We start from the raw sequence: 19,044 nt of genomic DNA on the forward strand, positions 1-19,044 counted from the left end.
CGACGGTCCTCCGAGGTCAGCCCTCGTCGGGCCGCTGCCCGTCGTCGGGCGTGTCCTGCGCCGCGAGGAACTCCTCGAACGCCGCCCCGATCTCGTCGGCCGACGGGATCGCGACAGGCTCGGCGAGCAGGTTCGTCCCGCCGTTCGCCGCGACGAACGCGTCGTAGCGCCGCTCGAGGTCGGCGACGACCTCACGCACCTCGTCCGACCCCGACGCACGCTCCGCGATCTCCTCGGCGGCCTCGTGCGCGGCTTCCTCGAGGTCGTGCGCCCGCAGCGAGAGACCCGTGACGTGCTCGACCCGGCGGACCGCCTCGAGCGCCGCAGGCGCGAAGTGCCCCTGTGCGAGGTAGTGCGGCACGTGCATCGTCAGGCCGACAGCGTCGTGCCCGGACTCCCCCAGCCGACGCTCGAACATCGCGCCGAAGCTCGCCGGAACCCGGACCTTGCCGAAGATCCGCGGCTGGACGCCCGCGAGCTCCGGGCGGGTCGCGCTCACGCTCGCGCCCACCGGACGCGTGTGAGGCGTCGCCATGGGGATGCCCTGGACACCGACGACGAGCGAGACGCCGAAACGGTCGACGACCTGCTGCAGCCCGGTCGCGACACGCTCCCAGCGCAGGTCCGGCTCGGAGCCGTGGAGGACGAGGAAGGCCGTCCCCTCGGCGTCCCGTGCGACGTCGACGACGAGCCGCGGCGCCGCGTACGACGTCCAGCGGTCCTCGTCGTAGTCCATGAGCGGGCGCCGTCCGCGGTAGTCGTGGAGCTCGTCGGCGTCGAAGGTCACGAGCCGCTCCGTCTCGAACGCGTCGACGAGGTGGTCCGAGACGAGCTCGGCGGTCCGGCCCGCGTCGACGAAGCCTTCGAGCGCGTGCAGAAGGACCGGCCCGGTGCCGCCCTCGTGCGCACCGAGACGCGCCGCAACGCTCTCGTCGATCTCGTACAGGTCCGTCGGGTCGAGCACCGGTCCTCCTTCGTCCGTCCGGGCCCCGTCCAGGGCCTCACGCGTGACAACGCACGTCGCGCTCAGAGCATTCCCGTCCGTGCCGTGCGGCCACCTGCCGGAACCCGGGACTCCCGCAAGGGACCATAATGGATGGCCACGTGCGCGCAGGTCGCGCCGTCCCCGACCCAGGAGGCCCGGTGTCAACGTCCCGTTCGTCCGAGATCCTCTCCGAGCAGGAGGTCGTCGACCGGCTGTACGCCCGGCTCGACACCCTGCGGGCGCAGACCCGCGGCCGGCTCGCGAAGGTCCGCCGCTCGGGACCGTCGGGGTCGCCGCAGAACAGGTCGGAGCGCGACGCCTTCGCGACGCTCTACGAGGACCGCATCGCCCAGCTCGAGGCCGTCGAGGACCGCCTGTGCTTCGGCCGCCTCGACCTCACCGACGGCGAGGTCCGGCACATCGGCCGCATCGGGCTCACCGACGACGAGCACAGCTCGATCCTCACGGACTGGCGAGCGCCTGCGGCCCAGGCGTTCTACCGCGCGACCGCCGTCCACCCCGACGGGGTGCTGCGCCGCCGTCACCTCGTGACGCGCGCCCGGCAGGTCGTCTCGCTCGAGGACGAGGTCCTCGACCTCGACGCGCTCGGCGACGAGCAGGTCCATCTCTCGGGCGAGGGAGCACTCTTCGCCGCGATGGCTGCGCAGCGCACGGGGCGCATGAACGACATTGTCGCGACGATCCAGGCCGAGCAGGACCGCATCATCCGCTCGGACCTCGCGGGCGCGCTCGTCGTCCAGGGCGGCCCGGGCACGGGCAAGACCGCGGTCGCGCTGCACCGCGCCGCCTCCCTCCTCTACGCGCACCGCCGAGTCCTCGAACGCTCGGGCGTCCTCCTCGTCGGCCCGTCCTCGGCGTTCCTGCGGTACATCGACCAGGTGCTGCCGTCGCTCGGCGAGACGGGGGTCGTCGCAACCACCATGGGTGACCTCCTGCCGGGCGTCTCAGCGCGCGCCGAGGAACCGACGGACCTCGCGGCCCGGCTCAAGGGCGACGCGTCGATGGCACGCGTCGTCGCGCGTGCCGTTCGCGCCCGGCAGCGCATCCCGGAGCACGACGTCCCGTTCCGGCTCGAGGGCGTCGACCTCGTCCTCCGTCGCGACGACGTGCGGGAGGCCGCCGCGCGCGCTCGCCGCACGAACAAGCCGCACAACGTCGCCCGCGTGACGTTCGTCAAGGAGATGCTCTCGCGGCTCGCGACGCAGTACGGGCGAGCGACGGGCGTCGAGCTCGAGCAGGAGGACCGCCGCATGGTCCTCGACGACCTGCGCGCCCACCGCGACGTGCGGGTGACGCTCAACCTCGCCTGGTTCCCCCTCACCCCGCAGCGGCTCGTCGAGGACCTGTGGGCGAAGCCGCACCGGCTCGCCGAGGCCGCGCCGCACCTCTCCGAGGCTCAGCGCGCAGCGCTCGCGCGCGAGCCGGGCTCCCCGTGGACCGTCTCGGACGTCCCGCTGCTCGACGAGGCCGCCGAGCTGCTCGGCGAGGACGACCAGGCGGAGCGCGCCCAGGCGAAGGCCGACGCAGCGGCACGGGCCCGGGACCTCGAGTACGCGCAGGAGGTCCTCAAGGGCACGGGCACCGGGGCTCTCGTCTCGGCCGAGGTCCTTGCGGACCGTTTCGCCGCGGGCGGCACGTCGCTCACGACCGCGGAGCGCGCCGCGGCCGACCGGACGTGGACGTACGGTCACGTCGTCGTCGACGAGGCGCAGGAGCTCACCGCCATGGCGTGGCGCTCGCTCCTGAGGCGCGTCCCGACCCGCTCCCTGACGATCGTCGGCGACGTCGCGCAGACGTCGGCCGCGGGCGGCGCGCGGTCGTGGCGCGCGATGCTCGACGGTCCCCTGCGTGGTGCCTGGCGCCTCGAGGAGCTCACGGTCAACTACCGGACGCCCGCGGTGGTCGCCGACGCAGCCCGTTCCGCCGCCCTCGCTGCGGATCTCCCGGTCTCTCCCATGACGTCGGCCCGCGAGGTCGACGACGCGCTCCACGTCCACTGGTCGAGGGACGTCGCGCACGAGGCAGCGCGCGTCGTCGCGGCTGAGGTCCGGTCCGGGACCACGGCCGACGGCGTCGGCCGTGTCGCCGTCGTCGCCGAGCCACGTCGGTCGGCGGCGCTCCGCGCCGCGTTGCGGGACGTCCTCCCCGACGCCGCGCTGCGGGCCGCGCGCGGTGACGACGAGCTCGACGCCCCGGTCTCCGTCGTCGACCCGCGGACGGTCAAGGGTCTCGAGTACGACGTCGTCGTGCTCGTCGAGCCCGACGAGCTCGCCCCGTCCGACCTCTACGTCGCGATGACACGCCCGACGCAGCGGCTCCACCTCGTGCACTCGCACGACCTTCCCGCTCGCATCGCGGAGGCTGTCGCTGCACCCTGACGGACCGCCGGGTCCATCGTGCGGACTGCGTTTGGTCCGACCCGCGGACGGGTCGATACTGGCCCCGTGCCTACCGCTCTTCTCCTCGAGAACCTTCATCCGCTCGCGACCCAGATCCTCACGTCTCATGGCATCGAGGTCGTCAACCGCACCGGCGCCCTCGACGAGGACGACCTCATCGCCGCCCTTGACGGCGTCGACATCCTCGGCATCCGCTCGAAGACCACGGTGACGCCGCGCGTGCTCGAGCACGCGCCGCAGCTCAGCGTCATCGGCGCGTTCTGCATCGGAACGAACCAGATCGACCTCGCCGGAGCCGCGACGCGCGGCATCGCGACCTTCAACGCGCCGTTCTCGAACACGCGCTCGGTCGTCGAGATCGCGATCGCCGACATCATCGCCCTCACGCGGCGCCTCACCGTCTTCAACGACGAGATGCACGCGGGCATCTGGAACAAGTCGGCGTCGGGGGCCCACGAGGTCCGCGGCCGCACCCTCGGCATCATCGGGTACGGCAACATCGGCACCCAGCTCTCGGTGCTCGCAGAGAACCTCGGCATGTCGGTCGTCTTCTACGACTCCGCCGAAAAGCTCGCGCTCGGCAATGCCCGGCGCATGGCCTCGCTCGAAGAGCTCCTCGAGGTGTCCGACATCGTCACGCTCCACGTCGACGGCCGCGCGGGCAACGCCGGCATGTTCACGGCGGAGCACTTCTCGCGGATGAAGCAGGGGTCGATCTTCCTCAACCTCTCGCGCGGCTTCGTCCCCGACTACGCGGCTCTCCGTGACGAGATCAACGCGGGTCGGATCGTCGGCGCCGCCGTCGACGTCTTCCCTCACGAGCCCAAGCGCAAGGGCGACCCGTTCGTCTCCGAGCTCCAGGGCCTTCCCAACGTCATCCTCACCCCGCACACGGGCGGCTCGACGGAGGAGGCCCAGGAGGCGATTGGCCAGTTCGTCGCGACGAAGATCCGCGACTACCTCACGACAGGTTCCACGACACTCTCCGTCAATCTGCCGAACCTTGCGCTCGAGAACACGGGTGCGAGCCGCATCGCGTACCTCCACCGCAACGTTCCCGGCGTCCTCGCGAAGGTCAACCAGATCCTCGCGGCGCACGACGTTAACATCGAGGGCCAGTTGCTCGGCACGCGTGGTGATATCGGCTACGTCGTCACCGACGCAGGATCGGACGTCTCGGCGGACGTCGTCGCCGAGCTCACGCAACTCGAGGCGACCGTGAGGCTCCGCGTCCTCGACTAGGACCCTGCGCCGGGGCTCCGGCGAACGTGCCTCAGACATGACCGGACCCGCGCCCCCTGGGGGCGCGGGTCCGGTCGCGTACGGGCGACGGCGCAGCACGCCCGCCCCGTCGAGGCGGTCGAGTGGAGCCGTGCCACGCGAGCAGGGCCGGGAGACTCAGCCCGACTTGCGGCGGAACGTGCGCTGCGTGCTGCCCGTGGTCTCGGACCCGTGGACGGAGCCGGTGTTCGCAGCCCCCTCGGCAGAGCGCTCGTTGCCCTTCTTCGCGGCGAGGGCCGCGCGGAACTTCTCCTTGACGTCCTCAGGGACGGAACGATCGTCGTGGTCAGCCATGGGCGCCTCCTCGTCAGGTGCCGCGGGTGCGGCACTCCACCTTCTCGCGTCCGCGAGCTGAGCGCCAACCCCTTTTGCGCGCGGTCGCGGGAAGTGGCGGCATGCGGACGCGCCCGCGTCGGGACCCCCAGCATCCCGTCAGTCCGTATCGCGTCGGAACGCGTCGCGTCAGTCTGCGTCGTGAAGGTACGCGTCGCGCCAGTGTGCGTCGCGTCGGTCCGCGTCGCGCCGGCCTGCGCCGCGTCAGTCTGCGGACGGTGCCGACACCGACGACCCGTCGGCTAGGTCCGTGCGAGCGGCGTCCTCCCGGTCGGCGCGCAGTGCGGTGATCGCAGCCTCGAAGTCCTCAAGCGAGCCGAAGTCCTGGTACACGCTCGCGAACCGGAGGTATGCGACCTCGTCGAGCTCGCGCAGCGGCCCGAGGATCGCGAGGCCGATCTCGTTGGCGTCGATCTCGGCGCTGCCGGCACCACGGATCGACTCCTCGACACGCTGCGAGAGCAGAGCGAGGTCGTCGTCGCTCACGGGACGCCCCTGGCAGGCCTTACGGACACCCGCGGCGACCTTGTCGCGCGAGAACGGCTCAGTCGCGCCGGACCGCTTGACGACGGTGAGGCTCGACGTCTCGACGGTCGAGAACCGCCGCCCGCACTCGGGGCACTGGCGGCGACGCTTGATCGAGAGACCGTCGTCCGAGGTCCGCGAGTCGACGACTCGGGAGTCCGGGTTCCGGCAGAACGGGCAGTGCATCAGCGTCCTCACGGGATGTCACTTCGGCTGGCACCGCGACCTTAGGCCCACGCCCGGGGCTGTGCAAGGCGGCGCGCCCACGGGCCCACGCCGAGGAACGACCTCGAACCGCAGCGGCAGCGCAGCGGTGCCCGCTGGGGCGAGCCGAGACCGGACGCGGTGCCTCAGCCGACCGCCTGCACGGGGACGACCAGCTGCTGCCCCGCCGCGAGCGTCGGACCGGTGAGCCCGTTGAGATCGGCAATCTCCCGCAGCGCGTCACGGACGTCCGCGCCCGGAGCCGTCACGGAGGACGCGATCGCCCAGAGCGACTCGCCCGCGCCGACGGTCCGCACCGTCACAGCGCGCGCACCTTCGGGGACGTCAGCGGTCGCGCCGTTGGCGAAGAGGAGCGCGACGCCGCCGAGAACCAAGGCGACGAGGACAGCGACGACCATCCGGCCGCGCCGGGTGAGACGCAGCGGCGCGAGCTCAGCACCCGCCGGCGCGACACGGGCCGTGCGGGGCGAGGCTGCCAGGCTCATGGTGCTCATCTCGATGCTCCTTCGTCGGTCGAGCCGATGCTCGAACGCCTGTTCGTCGAACTGCTGTTCTATTTCTAGCAGGGTCGCCACAGGATGTCGAGACACGATCGAACGAATGTTTGAACCCGCCCGCGTCCTCCCCTAGGCTGACGAGGGACAGCCGACCACGAGCCTCCGACATTCGGGGGTCGACGAGGGAGCATCACGTGACGCAGACCACCCCAGGGCCCATCTCGCCCGCCGCCGCGGCGAGCCGCGCTCTCACCGGGCGTCAGCGCGCCGTGCTCGAGTGCATCCGCACGTCCCTGGACGAGCGTGGCTACCCTCCGACCATGCGGGAGATCGGGGCGTCCGTGGGCCTCACAAGCCCGTCGAGCGTCAAGCACCAGCTCGAGGCGCTCGAGCGCAAGGGCTACGTGCGTCGCGACCCGCACCGTCCGCGCGCTCTCGAGATCGTCCAGTCCGACGACGCCCGCGTCGTGGCGACGGCCGTCCCGTCCACGCCTGCGTCCAGCGCCGAGCCCCGCATCGCCCACGACTCCGCCGCCGAGGACGACTCCCGCCCCGCACCGTCGTACGTCCCCCTCGTCGGGCGGATCGCCGCGGGCGGACCGATCCTCGCCGAGCAGGTCGTCGAGGACGTCTTCCCGCTCCCCCGGCAGCTCGTCGGCGACGGCGACCTCTTCATGCTCAAAGTCCAGGGCGACTCAATGGTCGACGCTGCGATCTGCGACGGCGACTGGGTCGTCGTGCGCCGCCAGCCCGTCGCCGAGAACGGCGAGATCGTCGCGGCGATGATCGACGGCGAGGCCACGGTGAAGACGTTCAAGCGCACCTCGGGGCACGTCTGGCTGCTCCCCCAGAACTCCGCGTACGCCCCCATCCCCGGCGACGACGCCCAGATCCTCGGACGCGTCGTCTCCGTGCTCCGTTCGCTCTGACGCCGAACGCGCAACACCTGCCGGACCTTGCATTCGCTGCATCGTGACGACATGACGAAGGCCCCTCCGCGGAGGGGCCTTCGTCATGCTGCGTTCATGCTCAGAAGCCGAACTCCCGGGCGACCGCCCGCAGGTGGTCGGCGGACGCCTTGAGACCGTCGTACTCGGCGTCCGACAGCGGCACCTGAAGTTGCTCGTAGACGCCACGACGCCCGACGATCGACGGGACCGACAGGCACACGTCCGAGATCCCGTAATAGTCCGTCAGGAGGGACGAAACCGGCAGGACCGAGTGCTCATTCGTGAGGATCGCCTCGATGATGCGCGTCCCCGCAAGCCCGACCGCGTAGTTCGTCGCACCCTTGCCCTCGATGATCTTGTACGCCGAGTTGACGACCTCGTCCGCGATGCGGGCCCGGTCCCCGTCATTGAGCGGGCCGTGGTGCTCGGACTGGCGGTTCCATTCGAGGAGCGGCACGCCTCCGATCGTCGCAGAGTCCCACAGCGGGATCTCCGTGTCGCCGTGCTCCCCTGCGATGTAGGCGTGGACGTTGCGGACCGCGACGCCACAGTGCTGAGCGATGAGGAAGCGCAGCCGTGACGTGTCGAGCACGGTGCCGGAGCCGAACATCTGGCTCGGCGGCAGGCCCGAGATCTTCAGCGACGCGTACGTGACGACGTCGACCGGATTCGTCACCATGATGTAGACCGCGTTCGGCGCAGCCGCGACGAGCCCCGGCAGGATCTTCTTCATGAGGTCGATCGTCGCGCCCGCGAGCTCCGTGCGCGTCTGACCCGGCTTCTGCTTAGCGCCCGCAGTGACGACGACGACGTCGGCGTCCGCACACACCGACACGTCGTCCGAGCCGATGACCTGGGCCTCAGGTACGAACTGCACGCCGTGCGAGAGGTCGAGCACCTCGGCCTCGACCTTGGCGGCGTTGATGTCCATGAGCGCGACCGTGCGGGCGGCACCACGCATGAGCGCCGCGTAGGCGAGCGTGGAGCCGACCGCTCCAGCACCGACGACGGCAAGCTTCGTCGTCCGCAGCTTCGTGTGCTCGTCGGGGTGCGGCGTGATGTTCGGCATCGTTCCTCCAGGGTTGAGCGGCCGGCCGCGCGAGCGACCTGCGTGTCCAAGCCAGCCTAGCCATCGGAGCCGTCGGCCGTGAGCCGTCTCAGCGCAGCAAGGACGACCGCGCGATCCGTCGTCGGCCACAGCGGAGGCATCGAGCGCGTGAGGAAACTCCCGTACCGTGCGGTCGCGAGCCGCGAGTCGAGCACCGCGACGACGCCGCGGTCCGTCGACGTCCTCACAAGACGTCCCGCGCCCTGGGCGAGGAGGAGCGCGGCATGCGTCGCCGACACCGACATGAACCCGTTGCCGCCCGCCGCCGCGACCGCCTCCGTGCGCGCCGAGCGCACGGGATCGTCAGGCCGCGGGAAGGGAATGCGATCGATGAGGACGAGGCTGCACGACCGGCCCGGCACGTCGACACCCTGCCAGAGCGAGAGCGTGCCGAAGAGGCACGTCGCCTCGTCCTCGGCGAACTGCCGCACGAGCGTCGGCAGGACGTCGTCGCCTTGGCACAGCACCGGGACGTCGAGCCGCTCCCGCATCGCAGCGGCGACCGTCTCCGCCGCGCGTCGTGACGAGAAGAGACCGAGCGTCCGGCCGCCCGCAGCCTCGACGAGCTCTGCGATCGTGTCGAGCTGCGCCTCCGTCGCGGGCTCGCGCCCTGGCGCGGGCAGGTGACGCGCGATGTAGAGGATGCCCTGCTTCGCGTAGTCGAACGGCGTGCCGACGTCGATGCCGTCCCACGGCGTCGCCGGACCGTCGCCGTCGGGCGTCCCGAGCCCGAGCGAACGCGCGACGTGCTCGAACGAACCACCGAGGCTCAGCGTCGCCGACGTGAACACCCCCGTGCGTTCCGCGAGAAGCGACGTCCGGACGAGCCCCGAGACGCTCATGGGGGCGACGTGCAGGCGCGTCGCACCGCCCGCCTCCCACGAGCCTCGCGAGCACCACAGGACGTCGTGTCCTGACGGGTCCGCCGCCATGCGCTCCGCGGTCTCGAAGAGGATGAGCACCCCCGCCTGCGCAACCTTGAGCGCCCCGTCCGCGTCGGACTTCGGCTCGGGCTTGAGCGCGGTGAGCAGTTCGCGCGCCTCGTCGCGCACCGCGCCGACCGCCGCCTGCACGCCCTCCGGCAGCCCGTGCGGGAAACGTCCCTCGGGGAGGTCCATGAGGAGCGCGCCGAGATCAGCGGCCGCACGGTCGAGCGCGGCCGTCGCGATGCCCTGGCGACGCGCGAGCCGCGCAGCCTGGTCGATTGACATCGTCGAGAGCTCGAGCGTCGCCTGGCTCGTGATGCGGTCCGTGAGCTCGTGCGCCTCGTCGACGACGAGCGCCGAGTGCTCGGGCAGCACGCCCGGCGAGCCCGAGGCCGCGATGCCGAGCATCGCATGGTTGGTGACGACGACGTCGGCCTCGCGTGCGTGCGCGCGCGCCCGCTCCGGGAAGCACTCCTCGACGAGGGGGCAACGGTTGCCGAGACACTCCATCTTCGTCACCGACACCTGCCGCCACGCGCGGGCGCTCACGCCCGGCACGAGGTCGTCACGGTCGCCCGTCGTCGTCTCCTCGGACCACTCGCGCAGCCGGACGATCTCGCGTCCGAGGCGCTTGATCGCGCTCTCGTCGCGCGGGCCGTCGTCGTCGAGCGGGTCGGGTGTCGAGGCGGCGTCAGGCAGGTCGAAGAGCGCTGTCCCCGGCTCCTCCGGGTAGCCGCCCGCGACCTTGTGGAGGCACAGGTAGTTCTGCCAGCCCTTGAGGAGCGCGATCCGTGGCGCGCGCGGCAGATGGTCCGTGAGCGCGTCCGCGACGAGCGGCAGGTCGCGTGTGAGCACCTGCCGCTGGAGCGCGAGCGTCGCGGTCGAGACGACGACCCGCTCGCCGGCCGTCACCGCGTGGTGCACCGCCGGGACGAGGTAGCCGAGGGACTTTCCTGTGCCGGTGCCCGCCTGGACGAGCAGGTGCTCGCCGGTCGCGAGCGACGTCGCGACCCGCTCCGCCATGGTGCGCTGCCCCTCGCGGGGGCTTCCGCCGAGGGCCGCGACCGCAGCCTCGAGAAGCGGTCCGACCTCCCGGGCGACGTCGGTCTCGGGGTCGTCGGGCGTCGGGGTCACCGCGTCATCCTACGCACGACCGCACGGCCGCGGGCTTCCCTCAGGACGGGCTGTGGGCGACCGCAGCGGCCTCGAGCTCTGTCGCGAGCGCTTCTCCTGCACGTCCCCGAAGGCGCGTACCCGTGGGTGTGTGCTCCTCGAGGTCGATCTCGCCCTCGTGGTGCATCCGGTGGACGAGGTCGCCTCGCGTGTACGGCACCGTGAGGTCGATGTCGCGGTCGGGTCGCGGCAGCGCCGCGGCGATGTACGCGAGGAGCTCGGGGATTCCGTGGCCCGTGTGCGCCGAGACGACGAGCGTCCGTCGTTCCCGACCGCGCACCCGTGCGACGACGTCCGGGTTCGCGACGTCGGCCTTGTTGAGGACGATGACCTCGGGCACGTCGAGCGCCCCAGGGATGTCGGCGAGCACCTCACGCACCGCAGCGATCTGGCCCTCGGGATCCGGGTGGGACGCGTCGACGACGTGGAGGAGGAGGTCCGCATCAGCGACCTCCTCGAGCGTCGAGCGGAATGCCTCGACGAGCTGGTGCGGCAGGGACCTCACGAAGCCGACCGTGTCGGCGAGCGTGTAGACGCGGCCGTCGGCCGTCTGCGTGCGCCGCACCGTCGGGTCGAGCGTCGCGAAGAGCGCGTTCTCGACGAGCACGCCTGCGCCCGTGATCGCGTTGAGCAGCGACGACTTGCCGGCGTTCGTGTATCCCGCGATCGCGACCGCAGGGACCTCACCCTTCTTCCGCGAGGCCCGCTTGGCCTCGCGACCCGGGGCCATCGCGGCGATCTCGCGGCGGAGCTTCGCCATGCGGTCGCGGATGCGCCGCCGGTCGAGCTCGATCTTCGTCTCGCCCGGTCCGCGCGAGCCCATGCCTGCGCCCGCGCCGCCAACCTGACCTCCGGCCTGACGAGACATCGACTCGCCCCAGCCGCGCAGGCGTGGCAGGAGGTACTCGAGCTGCGCGAGCTCGACCTGGGCCTTGCCCTCCCGCGACTTCGCGTGCTGCGCGAAGATGTCGAGGATGAGCGCGGTCCGGTCGATGACCTTGACCTTGACGACGTCCTCGAGAGCGCGGCGCTGCGAGGGCGCGAGCTCGCCGTCGATGATGACCGTGTCCGCTCCGACCGCGGCGACGATCTCCGCGAGCTGCGCAGACTTGCCCTTGCCGAGGTACGTCGCCGGGTCAGGCGTCTGACGGCGCTGGAGCAGCCCGTCGAGCACCTCGGAGCCCGCGGTCTCGGCGAGCGCGGCGAGCTCGCGCAGCGAGATCTCCGCGTCGAGCGCCGACCTTCCGTGCCAGAGTCCGACGAGGACGACCTTCTCGAGCCGAAGCTGGCGGTATTCGACCTCGGTAACGTCCTCGAGCTCGGTCGAGAGCCCGACGACGCGGCGCAGCGCGGCGCGCTCGACGAGGTCGAGCTGCTCGCCGTCCGCTGACGTGTGGATCGTGCTGCCCTCGTCGACGGCGGTCCCCGCCCGGGCCAGCACGCGCGCGACGACGTCGTCGGCGATGTCGCGCTCGGTGCGCGAGGGCTCGGGGGTGGGATGCGTCATGGAGGTCCTTCCGTCGGGGCGGTGCACGTCCAGCGTGTCACGCCGACGGGCCCGGGCACCATCGATTTCGCGCGCGGCGTGACCGGACGCACGGACCGCACGCGTGTGCGGCGCCTGCCCGTGTCGTCCGACGCACTAGGCTCGCGGGGTGACCGAGGACCACTACTTCACCGCCTCACCCGCCTCGGCCGACGAGCGCCGTCACGTCACCGTGACGCTCGCGGGCCGCGAGCTCGAGGTCGAGACCGCCGCAGGCGTCTTCTCCCCCGGGCACGTCGACCTCGGCACGCGGGTGCTTCTGCGGACGGTTCCCGAGCCGCCGGCGACGGGCGACCTGCTCGACCTCGGCTGCGGCTGGGGTCCCGTCGCGCTGACGATGGCGCTCGAGGCGCCGGGCACCCGCGTGTGGGCGGTCGACGTCAACGAGCGCGCGCTCGACCTCGTGCGCCGCAATGCGGCCCGGCACGGCCTCACGAACATCGAGGCGGTGCGGCCCGAGGACGTGCCCGCCGACGTACGGTTCGCCGCGCTGTGGTCGAATCCGCCGATCCGCATCGGCAAGGACGCGCTGCACGCCATGCTCCGCACGTGGCTGCCGCGTGTCGCTCCGGGTGCGGAGGCGCTCCTCGTCGTTCAGCGGAACCTCGGTGCGGACTCGCTCGCGGCGTGGATCGACCGTGAGGTCGCGCCGGGCACCGCGAAACTCGCGTCAGCGAAGGGGTTCCGGGTCCTGCGCGTTCCGGGTCCCGCTGCCTGACGCCCGGGCCCGACCTGCCGTCGACCCCTGGGCGCGTCCCGCTACAGACCGCGCAGCAGCGCCGCGACGTCGACCTCGCCGTGCGCCACAAGCTCGGCCGGTCCGGCGAGCTCGACCCGGGCGCCGTCGAGCATTGTCACCGTGACGGTGCCGCCCGGCACGTCGACACGCCACGTGCGCGGGGCACCCGGCCCCGCCCACGTCGCGACCGCGAGCGCGGCCGCGCACGCTCCGGTCCCGCACGAGCGGGTCTCGCCGACACCACGCTCGTTGACGCGCATCCGGACGTGCCCGACGACGCCCGCGGGCGTCGTCTCCTCGCCGAGCGGCACGACGAGCTCGACGTTCGTGCCCTCGAGCGGTGCGGGCGTGACATCGGGCGCTCGCGTGAGGTCGAGCGCGACGAGCTCGTCGAGCGAGGCGAGCGCGACAACCGTGTGCGGGTTGCCGAGGTCGACGCTCAGCGCGGGCCGCTCCCCTGCGAGCCCCGCAACGCTCACGACCGCGTCGTGACCTGCCGTGCGCGCGGCCTCGCCGCCGGGCAGGCGCCACACGCCCATGTCGACCGCATACCCTTCGGGCACGCGGGTGACGTGGCGGACGCCCGCACGCGTGCCGATCGCGAGGCTTGCGCCACCGCCGAGGTCCGCGAGGCCGAGCTGCTCGAGGAAGCGCACGAAGACCCGGACGCCGTTGCCGCACATCTGCGCGACCGAGCCGTCGGCGTTGCGGTAGTCCATGAACCACTCGGCAGCGGGGTCGGCCTCGAGGACCGCGGCGCCCTCGGGGAGGTCGGCCGAGCGCACGACGCGGATGACCCCGTCGCCGCCGATGCCCGCGCGACGGTCCGCGAGCGCTCGGACGAGGCCCGGGTCGAGGTCGAGCACGCCGTCGCGGTCGTCGAGGAGGACGAAGTCGTTCTGCGTGCCGTGACCCTTGGTGACGGCGAGCGTGGCGGGGACGGTCATGAACCCAGGCTACGGCGCGTCGGTTCGCCTGTGGCGGGGACGTCCAGCGTTCCGGCGTCGGCGCGGGCGACGACGTCGAGCGCACGCTCGAGCAGGTCGGGGGCGGTCGCGGGAAGCCACACGGTGCGGGCGTCGCGGCCGAACCATCCCATCTGCTTGCGTGTGAGTCGCCTGGTCGCGGCCGTCGTCGCGTCCCGGGCCTCCGCCGCGGTGAGGCGCCCGGCGAGGTGCTCGAGCGCCTCGGCGTAGCCGACAGCGCGCCGTGCGGTGCGGCCCATGCCCGCGGCGTCGAGCGCGCGCACCTCGTCGAGCAGGCCGCGGTCCCACATGAGGTCGACACGGGCTGCAACGCGGGCGTCGAGCTCGTCGCGCGGGGAGTCGAGGCCGATCTGCACGGCCGGACGCACGTGCTCGGCGACAGGCAGGTGCGAGCTGAAGAGGCCGCCGGTGAGCTCGATGACCTCGAGCGCGCGGACGATGCGCTTGGTGTTGCCCGGGAGGATGCCCGCGGCCGCCACCGGGTCGAGCGCCGTGAGCTCGTCGTGGAGGGGACGCGTGCCCTCGCGCTCGGCCCGCTCCTCGAGGCGGGCGCGCACCGCGGGGTCGGTCGGCGGGAAGTCCATGCGGTCGAGCAGGGCGCGGACGTAGAGCCCCGAGCCGCCGACGACAACGGCGCGTCGGCCGCGCGCGTCGAGCGCCGCGAGGTCCGAGCGCGCCTCGCGCTGGTAGACGGCGACGGACGCGTCTTCGCTCGGATCGAGGACGTCGAGCTGGTGGTGCGGGACGCCGCGGCGTTCCGCGGGCGTGACCTTGGCCGTGCCGACGTCCATGCCGCGGTAGAGCTGGTAGGCGTCGGCGTTGACAATCTCCGCGTCGCCGAGAGCGAGCGCGAGCGCGACCCCGAGGTCGGACTTGCCGGTCGCCGTGGGGCCGACGACGGCGATGACGCGCTGGGTGTTCACGAGCCGGAATGCTATCGCGCCGGTGTCGGAGGCCACCGATAGTGTGGCGACGACGCAGGTGAGACCTGCGCACGACGAGCAAGGGACGACATGGGATTCTTCACCAAGCCGGGCGCTGAGCCTGTCCGGACGAACGCACCGGTGACGCGCGAGCGCATCAAGGAGCTGCTCGAGGCGGCGGAGTGGCGGGTCGGCACGGACGACGACGGCGACGTCTACGGGATCTGGGACAGCCACCTCTTCTACTTCTTCCTCATGGGACAGCAGGACGAGATCCTCCAGATCCGCGGCCGCTACGCGGGCACGGTGCCGCTCTCGGAGCAGACAGCGGTCCTGCCGTTCCTCGACGAGTTCAACCGGGACCGCATCTGGCCGAAGGTCTACTCGCGTCCCGACGACTCCGAGACGGGCATCTACTCGGAGGTCTCGACGGACCTCGAGCACGGGGTCGCGGACGACCAGCTCGACCAGCTCCTCAAGTGCGGGATCTTCACGGGCATCCAGTTCTTCGACCACCTGAGCGAGGCGCACCCCGAGTGGGCGCCGCAGACCGAGGACGCGTCCGCGTGACCTCTGCGGCCCGCGAGGGCTCACCGGACTCGCGGGCCGCGTTCCAGGTCGACCTCCACGGCGTCGTCGACCTGCTCGCCCGTCATCTCTACTCGAGCCCGCGCGTCTACCTGCGCGAGCTCCTCCAGAACGGCGTCGATGCGCTCACGGCGCGCCGCCTGCTGCCGGGGCTGGCGGCCCCGGAGGGTGGCGGCCGGATCCTTCTCACCCCGTGCGCGGACGGTTCGCTCGAGGTCCGTGACGACGGCGTCGGGCTCACGGGCGCGGAGGCGGTCGAGCTCCTCGCGACGATCGGCCGGTCCTCGAAGCGTGACGCCGACCTCGGCGCCGGGCGTGAGGAGTTCCTCGGTCAGTTCGGCATCGGGCTGCTCTCGGCGTTCATGGTCGCGGAGACGATCGAGCTCGTCTCCCGCTCGGCACGCCAGCCCGACGCCGCGCCCGTGCGGTGGCTCGGGCACGCGGACGGCCGCTACGAGCTCGGTGAGATCTCGCCCGACGACCCCGACGTCCCGGCCGGCGGGGGCAGCCTCGTCCGGCTGCACCCTCGACGCGACATGGAGCACTGGCTCGCCGCGGAGACCGTTGTCGCGCTCGCCGAGGACGTCGGCGGTCTGCTGCCCGTTCCCGTGCACGTCGCGACCACTCTCGAGGACGGTTCTCCCGTGCAGCGTCGGGTGAGCGCGACGGCGCTCCCGTGGTCCCCGTCGGCGACCGCGCCGGCGGCGCGCGAGCAGAGTCTCGTCGACTACGCCGAGCGGACCCTCGGCTTCACGCCCCTCGCCCGGATCGATCTCGACCTCCCGCTCGCGGGCCTCACGGGCGTCGCCTATGTGCTGCCCGGGGCGCTCGCCCCGACGAGCACCGCGCACCATCGCGTCTACCTGCGACGCATGCTGCTCTCGTCGTCTGTGCCGGACCTCCTGCCGCCGTGGGCGTTCTTCGTCCGGTGCGTCGTCGACGTCGCCGCGCTGCGTCCGACCGCCTCGCGCGAGGGGCTCTACGACGACGAGGTGCTCGTCGCGACGCGCGACGCGCTCGGCAGGCAGGTCCGCGCGTGGCTGCTCGCGACGCTCGCGGAGCCCTCGCCGCTCGCGACGACGTTCCTGCGCACGCACCACCTCGCGGTGCGTGCGCTCGCACTCCAGGACGACGAGATGCTCGATCTGGCGACGCAAGTGCTGCCGTTCGAGTCAACGCTCGGGCCGACGACGCTCGCGGACGCGGCCGAGCGCCTCGCGGGCGAGCGGCTGCTCTTCACGACGGACCTCGAGGAGTTCCGCCGGCTCGCTCCCGTAGCCTCCGCGCAGGGCCTGCTCCTCGTCAACGGTGGCTACGTCTACGACGACGACCTGCTCACGCGTGTCGCAGCCCGCTTCCCCGCCTGGCGGTTGGCGCGGGTCACGGCGGACGACGTCGCGCACACGCTCGAGGAGGTCGAGCCGCTGCGCGAGCTCGAGGTCACCGAGGCGCTCACCGGCGCGACCGCGGCGCTCGCCTCGGCCGACTGCGAGGTCGTCCTGCGTCGCTTCGAGCCCACGGCGCTGCCCGCGCTGCTGCTGCGCGACGCCGAGGGTGACCATGCCCGCGCGGCCGCGGCGACGGTCGCGGCCGCTGACGACCTCTGGGGCGGGATCGTCGCGGGGCTCACGGCACCGGCGAAGCCGCGGCGCCTCGTCCTCAACGACGACAACACGAGCGTCCGGGCGCTGCTCGCGGGCGCCCCCGGCCCCGTACGCGACGCCGGCGTCCACGCGCTCTACGTCACGAGCCTGCTCGCCTCGGGGCGCCCCCTCCACGACGGGGAGTCGCGTCTGCTCGACGGGGCGCTGCGCACCCTGCTCGACGGCGCGCTCGCGGCGCCGACCACGACCGACCCCGCGGCACCACCATGCGAAGGAGACGCCTGATGACACGATCGCTCGACGAGGCCGTCCACGCTGTGCACGACGTGACCTCGCTCCCGCACGGCTCGTCGCGCACCGCCAGGATCCTCGCGGAGGTCGAGCGGATCGAGGCCGAGGGTCCTGTCGAGGCGCTCGCGTTCGCCTACAACACGCTCGTCGACGCGTACGTGTGGGGCGAGGAGGTCGACAAGGCGTTCGTCCCGTTCACGCGTGCCCTGCGTCTCTACGACGAACGGCCCGACGTGTTCGACGACGCGGACGCCTACTCGCTGTTCTGGTCGTTCAAGTGGATGACGGGGCACCTCGTCGACTTCCCGGGCGTGTCCTCGGCCCAGATCGACGCGACGCTTGCGGACATGGAGCGCCGCTTCGTCATCGCCGGCCACGGGCTCAACGCGGTGCGGCACAGCAACTTCCGCTGGCAGCAGCACTCGAACCCCGACCCAGCTGCCGTCGCCGAGGCCTACGAGGCCTGGGTGGCGACGCCACGCGACGCCTACTCGCAGTGCGAGGCGTGCGAGTCTGGCGACCGTGCGGCCTACCTCGTGGAGGCCGGCCGTGGCGACGAGGCCGTGCGGATCATCGAGTCCGTGCTCCCCGAGGAGCCGTCGTGCGCGACCGAGCCGGCCGACATGCTCGCCTACCTCCAGCTCGCCTACCTCGACCAGGGCGACGCGGAGGGCGTCGCACGGGCCCACTTCCTCGGCCTGGGTCACCTCGAGGGACCCTACGACCTCTGCGGACCCCGCGCACGCTACGCCGAGGTCCTCGGCCGCACGGGCAACACCGAGCGCGCGCTGCGGATGATCGCGCGCGTCACCGACGTCCTCGCGGGGAGCCGTTCGCCCGGCGAACGGCTCATGGTGCTCACGCACGTCGGTATCGGCGCACGTGCTCTCGCGCAGGCCGACCCGTCGACGCCCGTGTCGCTGCCGGGCGTCCCCGCCCGCGACGTCGCGGCGCTCGCCGCGTGGGTCGAGGCGGAGGCCGACGCGGTCGCCGCGGCCTTCGACGCTCGCAACGGCAACGACGTCTGCTCCCGGCGCCTCGCACTCGCCCGCGGCAGGGCCGCGCGGACGCTCGACGTCGACCTTGCGGTGCTGCGCCTCGAGGACCTGGCTGAGGAGCCCGTCGCCGCAGCGCCGGGGACGAGCGACCTTCCGCCCGCGGACACGGTCGACTCGCTCCTCGCGTCGGCGGCCGCGGTCGAGGACTCGGACCCGCGTACGGCCGCCGTCCTCTACCGCACGGCCGCGCGGGCCGCCGAGGACGCTGGTCTCCTGCCCACGGCGGGCTTCGCGCTCGCCGAGGCTGCGCAACTCGCCGCGCTGCTCGACGACCACACGGGAGCCGCGGCCGGGTTCCGGCGCGCCCTCGGGCTCCTGCTTGCCGGCGGCGTCGACGCGCGCGACACCGCCCCTGTCGCGCGTGCCGCGGCGCGCGTGACGACGCTCGACGACGACGTCGTCGCACTCCTCGCGACTTTCGACCGCCTCGTCGATGCGCTCGGCGGCGGCAGCCCGGGCGCCGTGGGCGGTGCAGAGCCAGGGCACGGCACAGCGTTCGCCGCGCGCGTGGCCGCGGCCGACGCCGCCGAGCTCCTCGAGCTGCGCGACTCCCGCGCGCGGCTGCTCGCGACGGCCGGCCGCCTCGTCGACGCGGCTGCCGAGGCGTTCGCGCTCACCGCGCTTCACGGTGCCGCGGGCAACCGGCTCGACGAGGCTCATGCCGCATGGCTCGCAGGACGCTGCCTCGTGGGGACCGGCGACCACGAGGGCGCGCTCGAGCCGCTCGTGCGTGCCGCGACCCTCTTCCGCGCGCAGCGGCAGCGCCAGCTGTCGACGTCCGTGAGCGACGAGGTCCTCGACGTGCTCGGACGGCTCGGGCGCAGCGACGAGGCGTCTCTCGTCCTCGCCGAGATCGCGGGCGAGGGTCGCTGAGCACTCGGTGGTC

Annotated in this window: 16 protein-coding genes; 7 read left to right on the plus strand and 9 right to left on the minus strand. The window is 72.6% G+C overall.

Annotation, left to right across the window (positions count from 1 at the left end; genetic code table 11):
- Positions 1 to 16 precede the first annotated feature (16 nt).
- Positions 17 to 964 (minus strand): PAC2 family protein, encoded by a 948-nt coding sequence (locus C1729_RS04820; protein ID WP_102508937.1) that lies wholly within the window; start codon positions 962 to 964, stop codon positions 17 to 19.
- A 128-nt stretch (positions 965 to 1,092) separates the two neighbouring features.
- On the opposite strand from C1729_RS04820, the gene C1729_RS04825 reads away from it, so the two are divergent.
- The gene (locus tag C1729_RS04825; protein ID WP_102508938.1) at positions 1,093 to 3,384 is read left to right on the plus strand and encodes a HelD family protein; all 2,292 of its coding nucleotides are present in this window, start codon (positions 1,093 to 1,095) and stop codon (positions 3,382 to 3,384) included.
- 66 nt (positions 3,385 to 3,450) lie between these two features.
- Positions 3,451 to 4,647 carry a phosphoglycerate dehydrogenase gene (serA, locus tag C1729_RS04830; RefSeq protein ID WP_102508939.1) on the plus strand — a complete coding sequence of 399 codons (1,197 nt, stop codon included), beginning with the start codon at positions 3,451 to 3,453 and terminating at the stop codon, positions 4,645 to 4,647.
- 156 nt (positions 4,648 to 4,803) lie between these two features.
- Here the strand turns inward: serA and C1729_RS14530 are convergent, their stop codons facing one another.
- The 3 genes from C1729_RS14530 to C1729_RS04840 all read right to left on the minus strand — a co-directional run bounded on the left by C1729_RS14530 (position 4,804) and on the right by C1729_RS04840 (position 6,263).
- A complete protein-coding gene (locus C1729_RS14530) occupies positions 4,804 to 4,980 on the minus strand; it encodes a DUF5302 domain-containing protein (protein WP_165375417.1) in 177 nt (58 codons plus the stop codon).
- A 243-nt stretch (positions 4,981 to 5,223) separates the two neighbouring features.
- Positions 5,224 to 5,730, minus strand: coding sequence for a transcriptional regulator NrdR (gene nrdR / locus C1729_RS04835; protein ID WP_102508940.1), 507 nt, complete (start codon positions 5,728 to 5,730; stop codon positions 5,224 to 5,226).
- A gap of 164 nt (positions 5,731 to 5,894) precedes the next feature.
- Positions 5,895 to 6,263 (minus strand): LysM peptidoglycan-binding domain-containing protein, encoded by a 369-nt coding sequence (locus tag C1729_RS04840; RefSeq protein ID WP_102508941.1) that lies wholly within the window; start codon positions 6,261 to 6,263, stop codon positions 5,895 to 5,897.
- A gap of 197 nt (positions 6,264 to 6,460) precedes the next feature.
- Here C1729_RS04840 and lexA point away from each other — a divergent pair, with 197 nt between their 5' ends.
- Positions 6,461 to 7,195 (plus strand): transcriptional repressor LexA, encoded by a 735-nt coding sequence (lexA, locus tag C1729_RS04845; RefSeq protein WP_242493716.1) that lies wholly within the window; start codon positions 6,461 to 6,463, stop codon positions 7,193 to 7,195.
- A gap of 100 nt (positions 7,196 to 7,295) precedes the next feature.
- Here lexA and C1729_RS04850 read toward each other — a convergent pair whose 3' ends face one another.
- From C1729_RS04850 to hflX, 3 genes are read right to left on the minus strand one after another with little or no spacing between them, the layout of a single operon-like run.
- Positions 7,296 to 8,285, minus strand: coding sequence for an L-lactate dehydrogenase (locus C1729_RS04850; RefSeq protein ID WP_102508943.1), 990 nt, complete (start codon positions 8,283 to 8,285; stop codon positions 7,296 to 7,298).
- Between the two features lie 56 nt (positions 8,286 to 8,341).
- Positions 8,342 to 10,384, minus strand: coding sequence for an ATP-dependent DNA helicase (locus tag C1729_RS04855; protein ID WP_242493717.1), 2,043 nt, complete (start codon positions 10,382 to 10,384; stop codon positions 8,342 to 8,344).
- Positions 10,385 to 10,424: 40 nt separating this feature from the next.
- The gene (gene hflX / locus C1729_RS04860; RefSeq protein WP_102508944.1) at positions 10,425 to 11,930 is read right to left on the minus strand and encodes a GTPase HflX; all 1,506 of its coding nucleotides are present in this window, start codon (positions 11,928 to 11,930) and stop codon (positions 10,425 to 10,427) included.
- Positions 11,931 to 12,078: 148 nt separating this feature from the next.
- On the opposite strand from hflX, the gene C1729_RS04865 reads away from it, so the two are divergent.
- The gene (locus C1729_RS04865) at positions 12,079 to 12,687 is read left to right on the plus strand and encodes a class I SAM-dependent methyltransferase (RefSeq protein ID WP_102508945.1); all 609 of its coding nucleotides are present in this window, start codon (positions 12,079 to 12,081) and stop codon (positions 12,685 to 12,687) included.
- Positions 12,688 to 12,728: 41 nt separating this feature from the next.
- Here the strand turns inward: C1729_RS04865 and dapF are convergent, their stop codons facing one another.
- Both dapF and miaA read right to left on the minus strand, forming a co-directional pair.
- A complete protein-coding gene (dapF, locus tag C1729_RS04870) occupies positions 12,729 to 13,655 on the minus strand; it encodes a diaminopimelate epimerase (protein WP_102508946.1) in 927 nt (308 codons plus the stop codon).
- Complete coding sequence (gene miaA / locus C1729_RS04875) at positions 13,652 to 14,617, minus strand: tRNA (adenosine(37)-N6)-dimethylallyltransferase MiaA (RefSeq protein ID WP_102508947.1); 966 nt, start codon at positions 14,615 to 14,617, stop codon at positions 13,652 to 13,654. The genes dapF and miaA overlap by 4 nt, the downstream gene beginning before the upstream one ends.
- Before the next feature lie 90 nt (positions 14,618 to 14,707).
- Between miaA and C1729_RS04880 the strand changes: the two genes are divergently transcribed.
- From C1729_RS04880 to C1729_RS04890, 3 genes are read left to right on the plus strand one after another with little or no spacing between them, the layout of a single operon-like run.
- On the plus strand, positions 14,708 to 15,187 hold the full coding sequence (locus C1729_RS04880) for a type III secretion system chaperone family protein (protein ID WP_102508948.1): 480 nt from the start codon (positions 14,708 to 14,710) through the stop codon (positions 15,185 to 15,187).
- Positions 15,184 to 17,094, plus strand: a complete 1,911-nt coding sequence (locus C1729_RS04885) for an HSP90 family protein (RefSeq protein ID WP_102508949.1) — start codon at positions 15,184 to 15,186, stop codon at positions 17,092 to 17,094. Before C1729_RS04880 ends, C1729_RS04885 begins: the two co-directional genes overlap by 4 nt.
- On the plus strand, positions 17,094 to 19,031 hold the full coding sequence (locus C1729_RS04890) for a hypothetical protein (RefSeq protein WP_102508950.1): 1,938 nt from the start codon (positions 17,094 to 17,096) through the stop codon (positions 19,029 to 19,031). Before C1729_RS04885 ends, C1729_RS04890 begins: the two co-directional genes overlap by 1 nt.
- The last annotated feature ends 13 nt before the right edge of the window (positions 19,032 to 19,044 follow it).

This window comes from Sanguibacter massiliensis, from assembly GCF_900240335.1.
Taxonomy (GTDB): domain Bacteria; phylum Actinomycetota; class Actinomycetes; order Actinomycetales; family Cellulomonadaceae; genus Flavimobilis; species Flavimobilis massiliensis.

Bases quoted from the DNA above. Each gene is read 5' to 3' on its own strand.
- C1729_RS14530 (WP_165375417.1), bottom strand. From the start codon at position 4,980: ATGGCTGACCACGACGATCGTTCCGTCCCTGAGGACGTCAAGGAGAAG.
- C1729_RS04890 (WP_102508950.1), top strand. From the start codon at position 17,094: ATGACACGATCGCTCGACGAGGCCGTCCACGCTGTGCACGACGTGACC.
- dapF (WP_102508946.1), bottom strand. From the start codon at position 13,655: ATGACCGTCCCCGCCACGCTCGCCGTCACCAAGGGTCACGGCACGCAG.
- C1729_RS04825 (WP_102508938.1), top strand. From the start codon at position 1,093: ATGGATGGCCACGTGCGCGCAGGTCGCGCCGTCCCCGACCCAGGAGGC.
- C1729_RS04840 (WP_102508941.1), bottom strand. From the start codon at position 6,263: ATGAGCACCATGAGCCTGGCAGCCTCGCCCCGCACGGCCCGTGTCGCG.
- hflX (WP_102508944.1), bottom strand. From the start codon at position 11,930: ATGACGCATCCCACCCCCGAGCCCTCGCGCACCGAGCGCGACATCGCC.
- C1729_RS04880 (WP_102508948.1), top strand. From the start codon at position 14,708: ATGGGATTCTTCACCAAGCCGGGCGCTGAGCCTGTCCGGACGAACGCA.
- nrdR (WP_102508940.1), bottom strand. From the start codon at position 5,730: ATGCACTGCCCGTTCTGCCGGAACCCGGACTCCCGAGTCGTCGACTCG.
- C1729_RS04850 (WP_102508943.1), bottom strand. From the start codon at position 8,285: ATGCCGAACATCACGCCGCACCCCGACGAGCACACGAAGCTGCGGACG.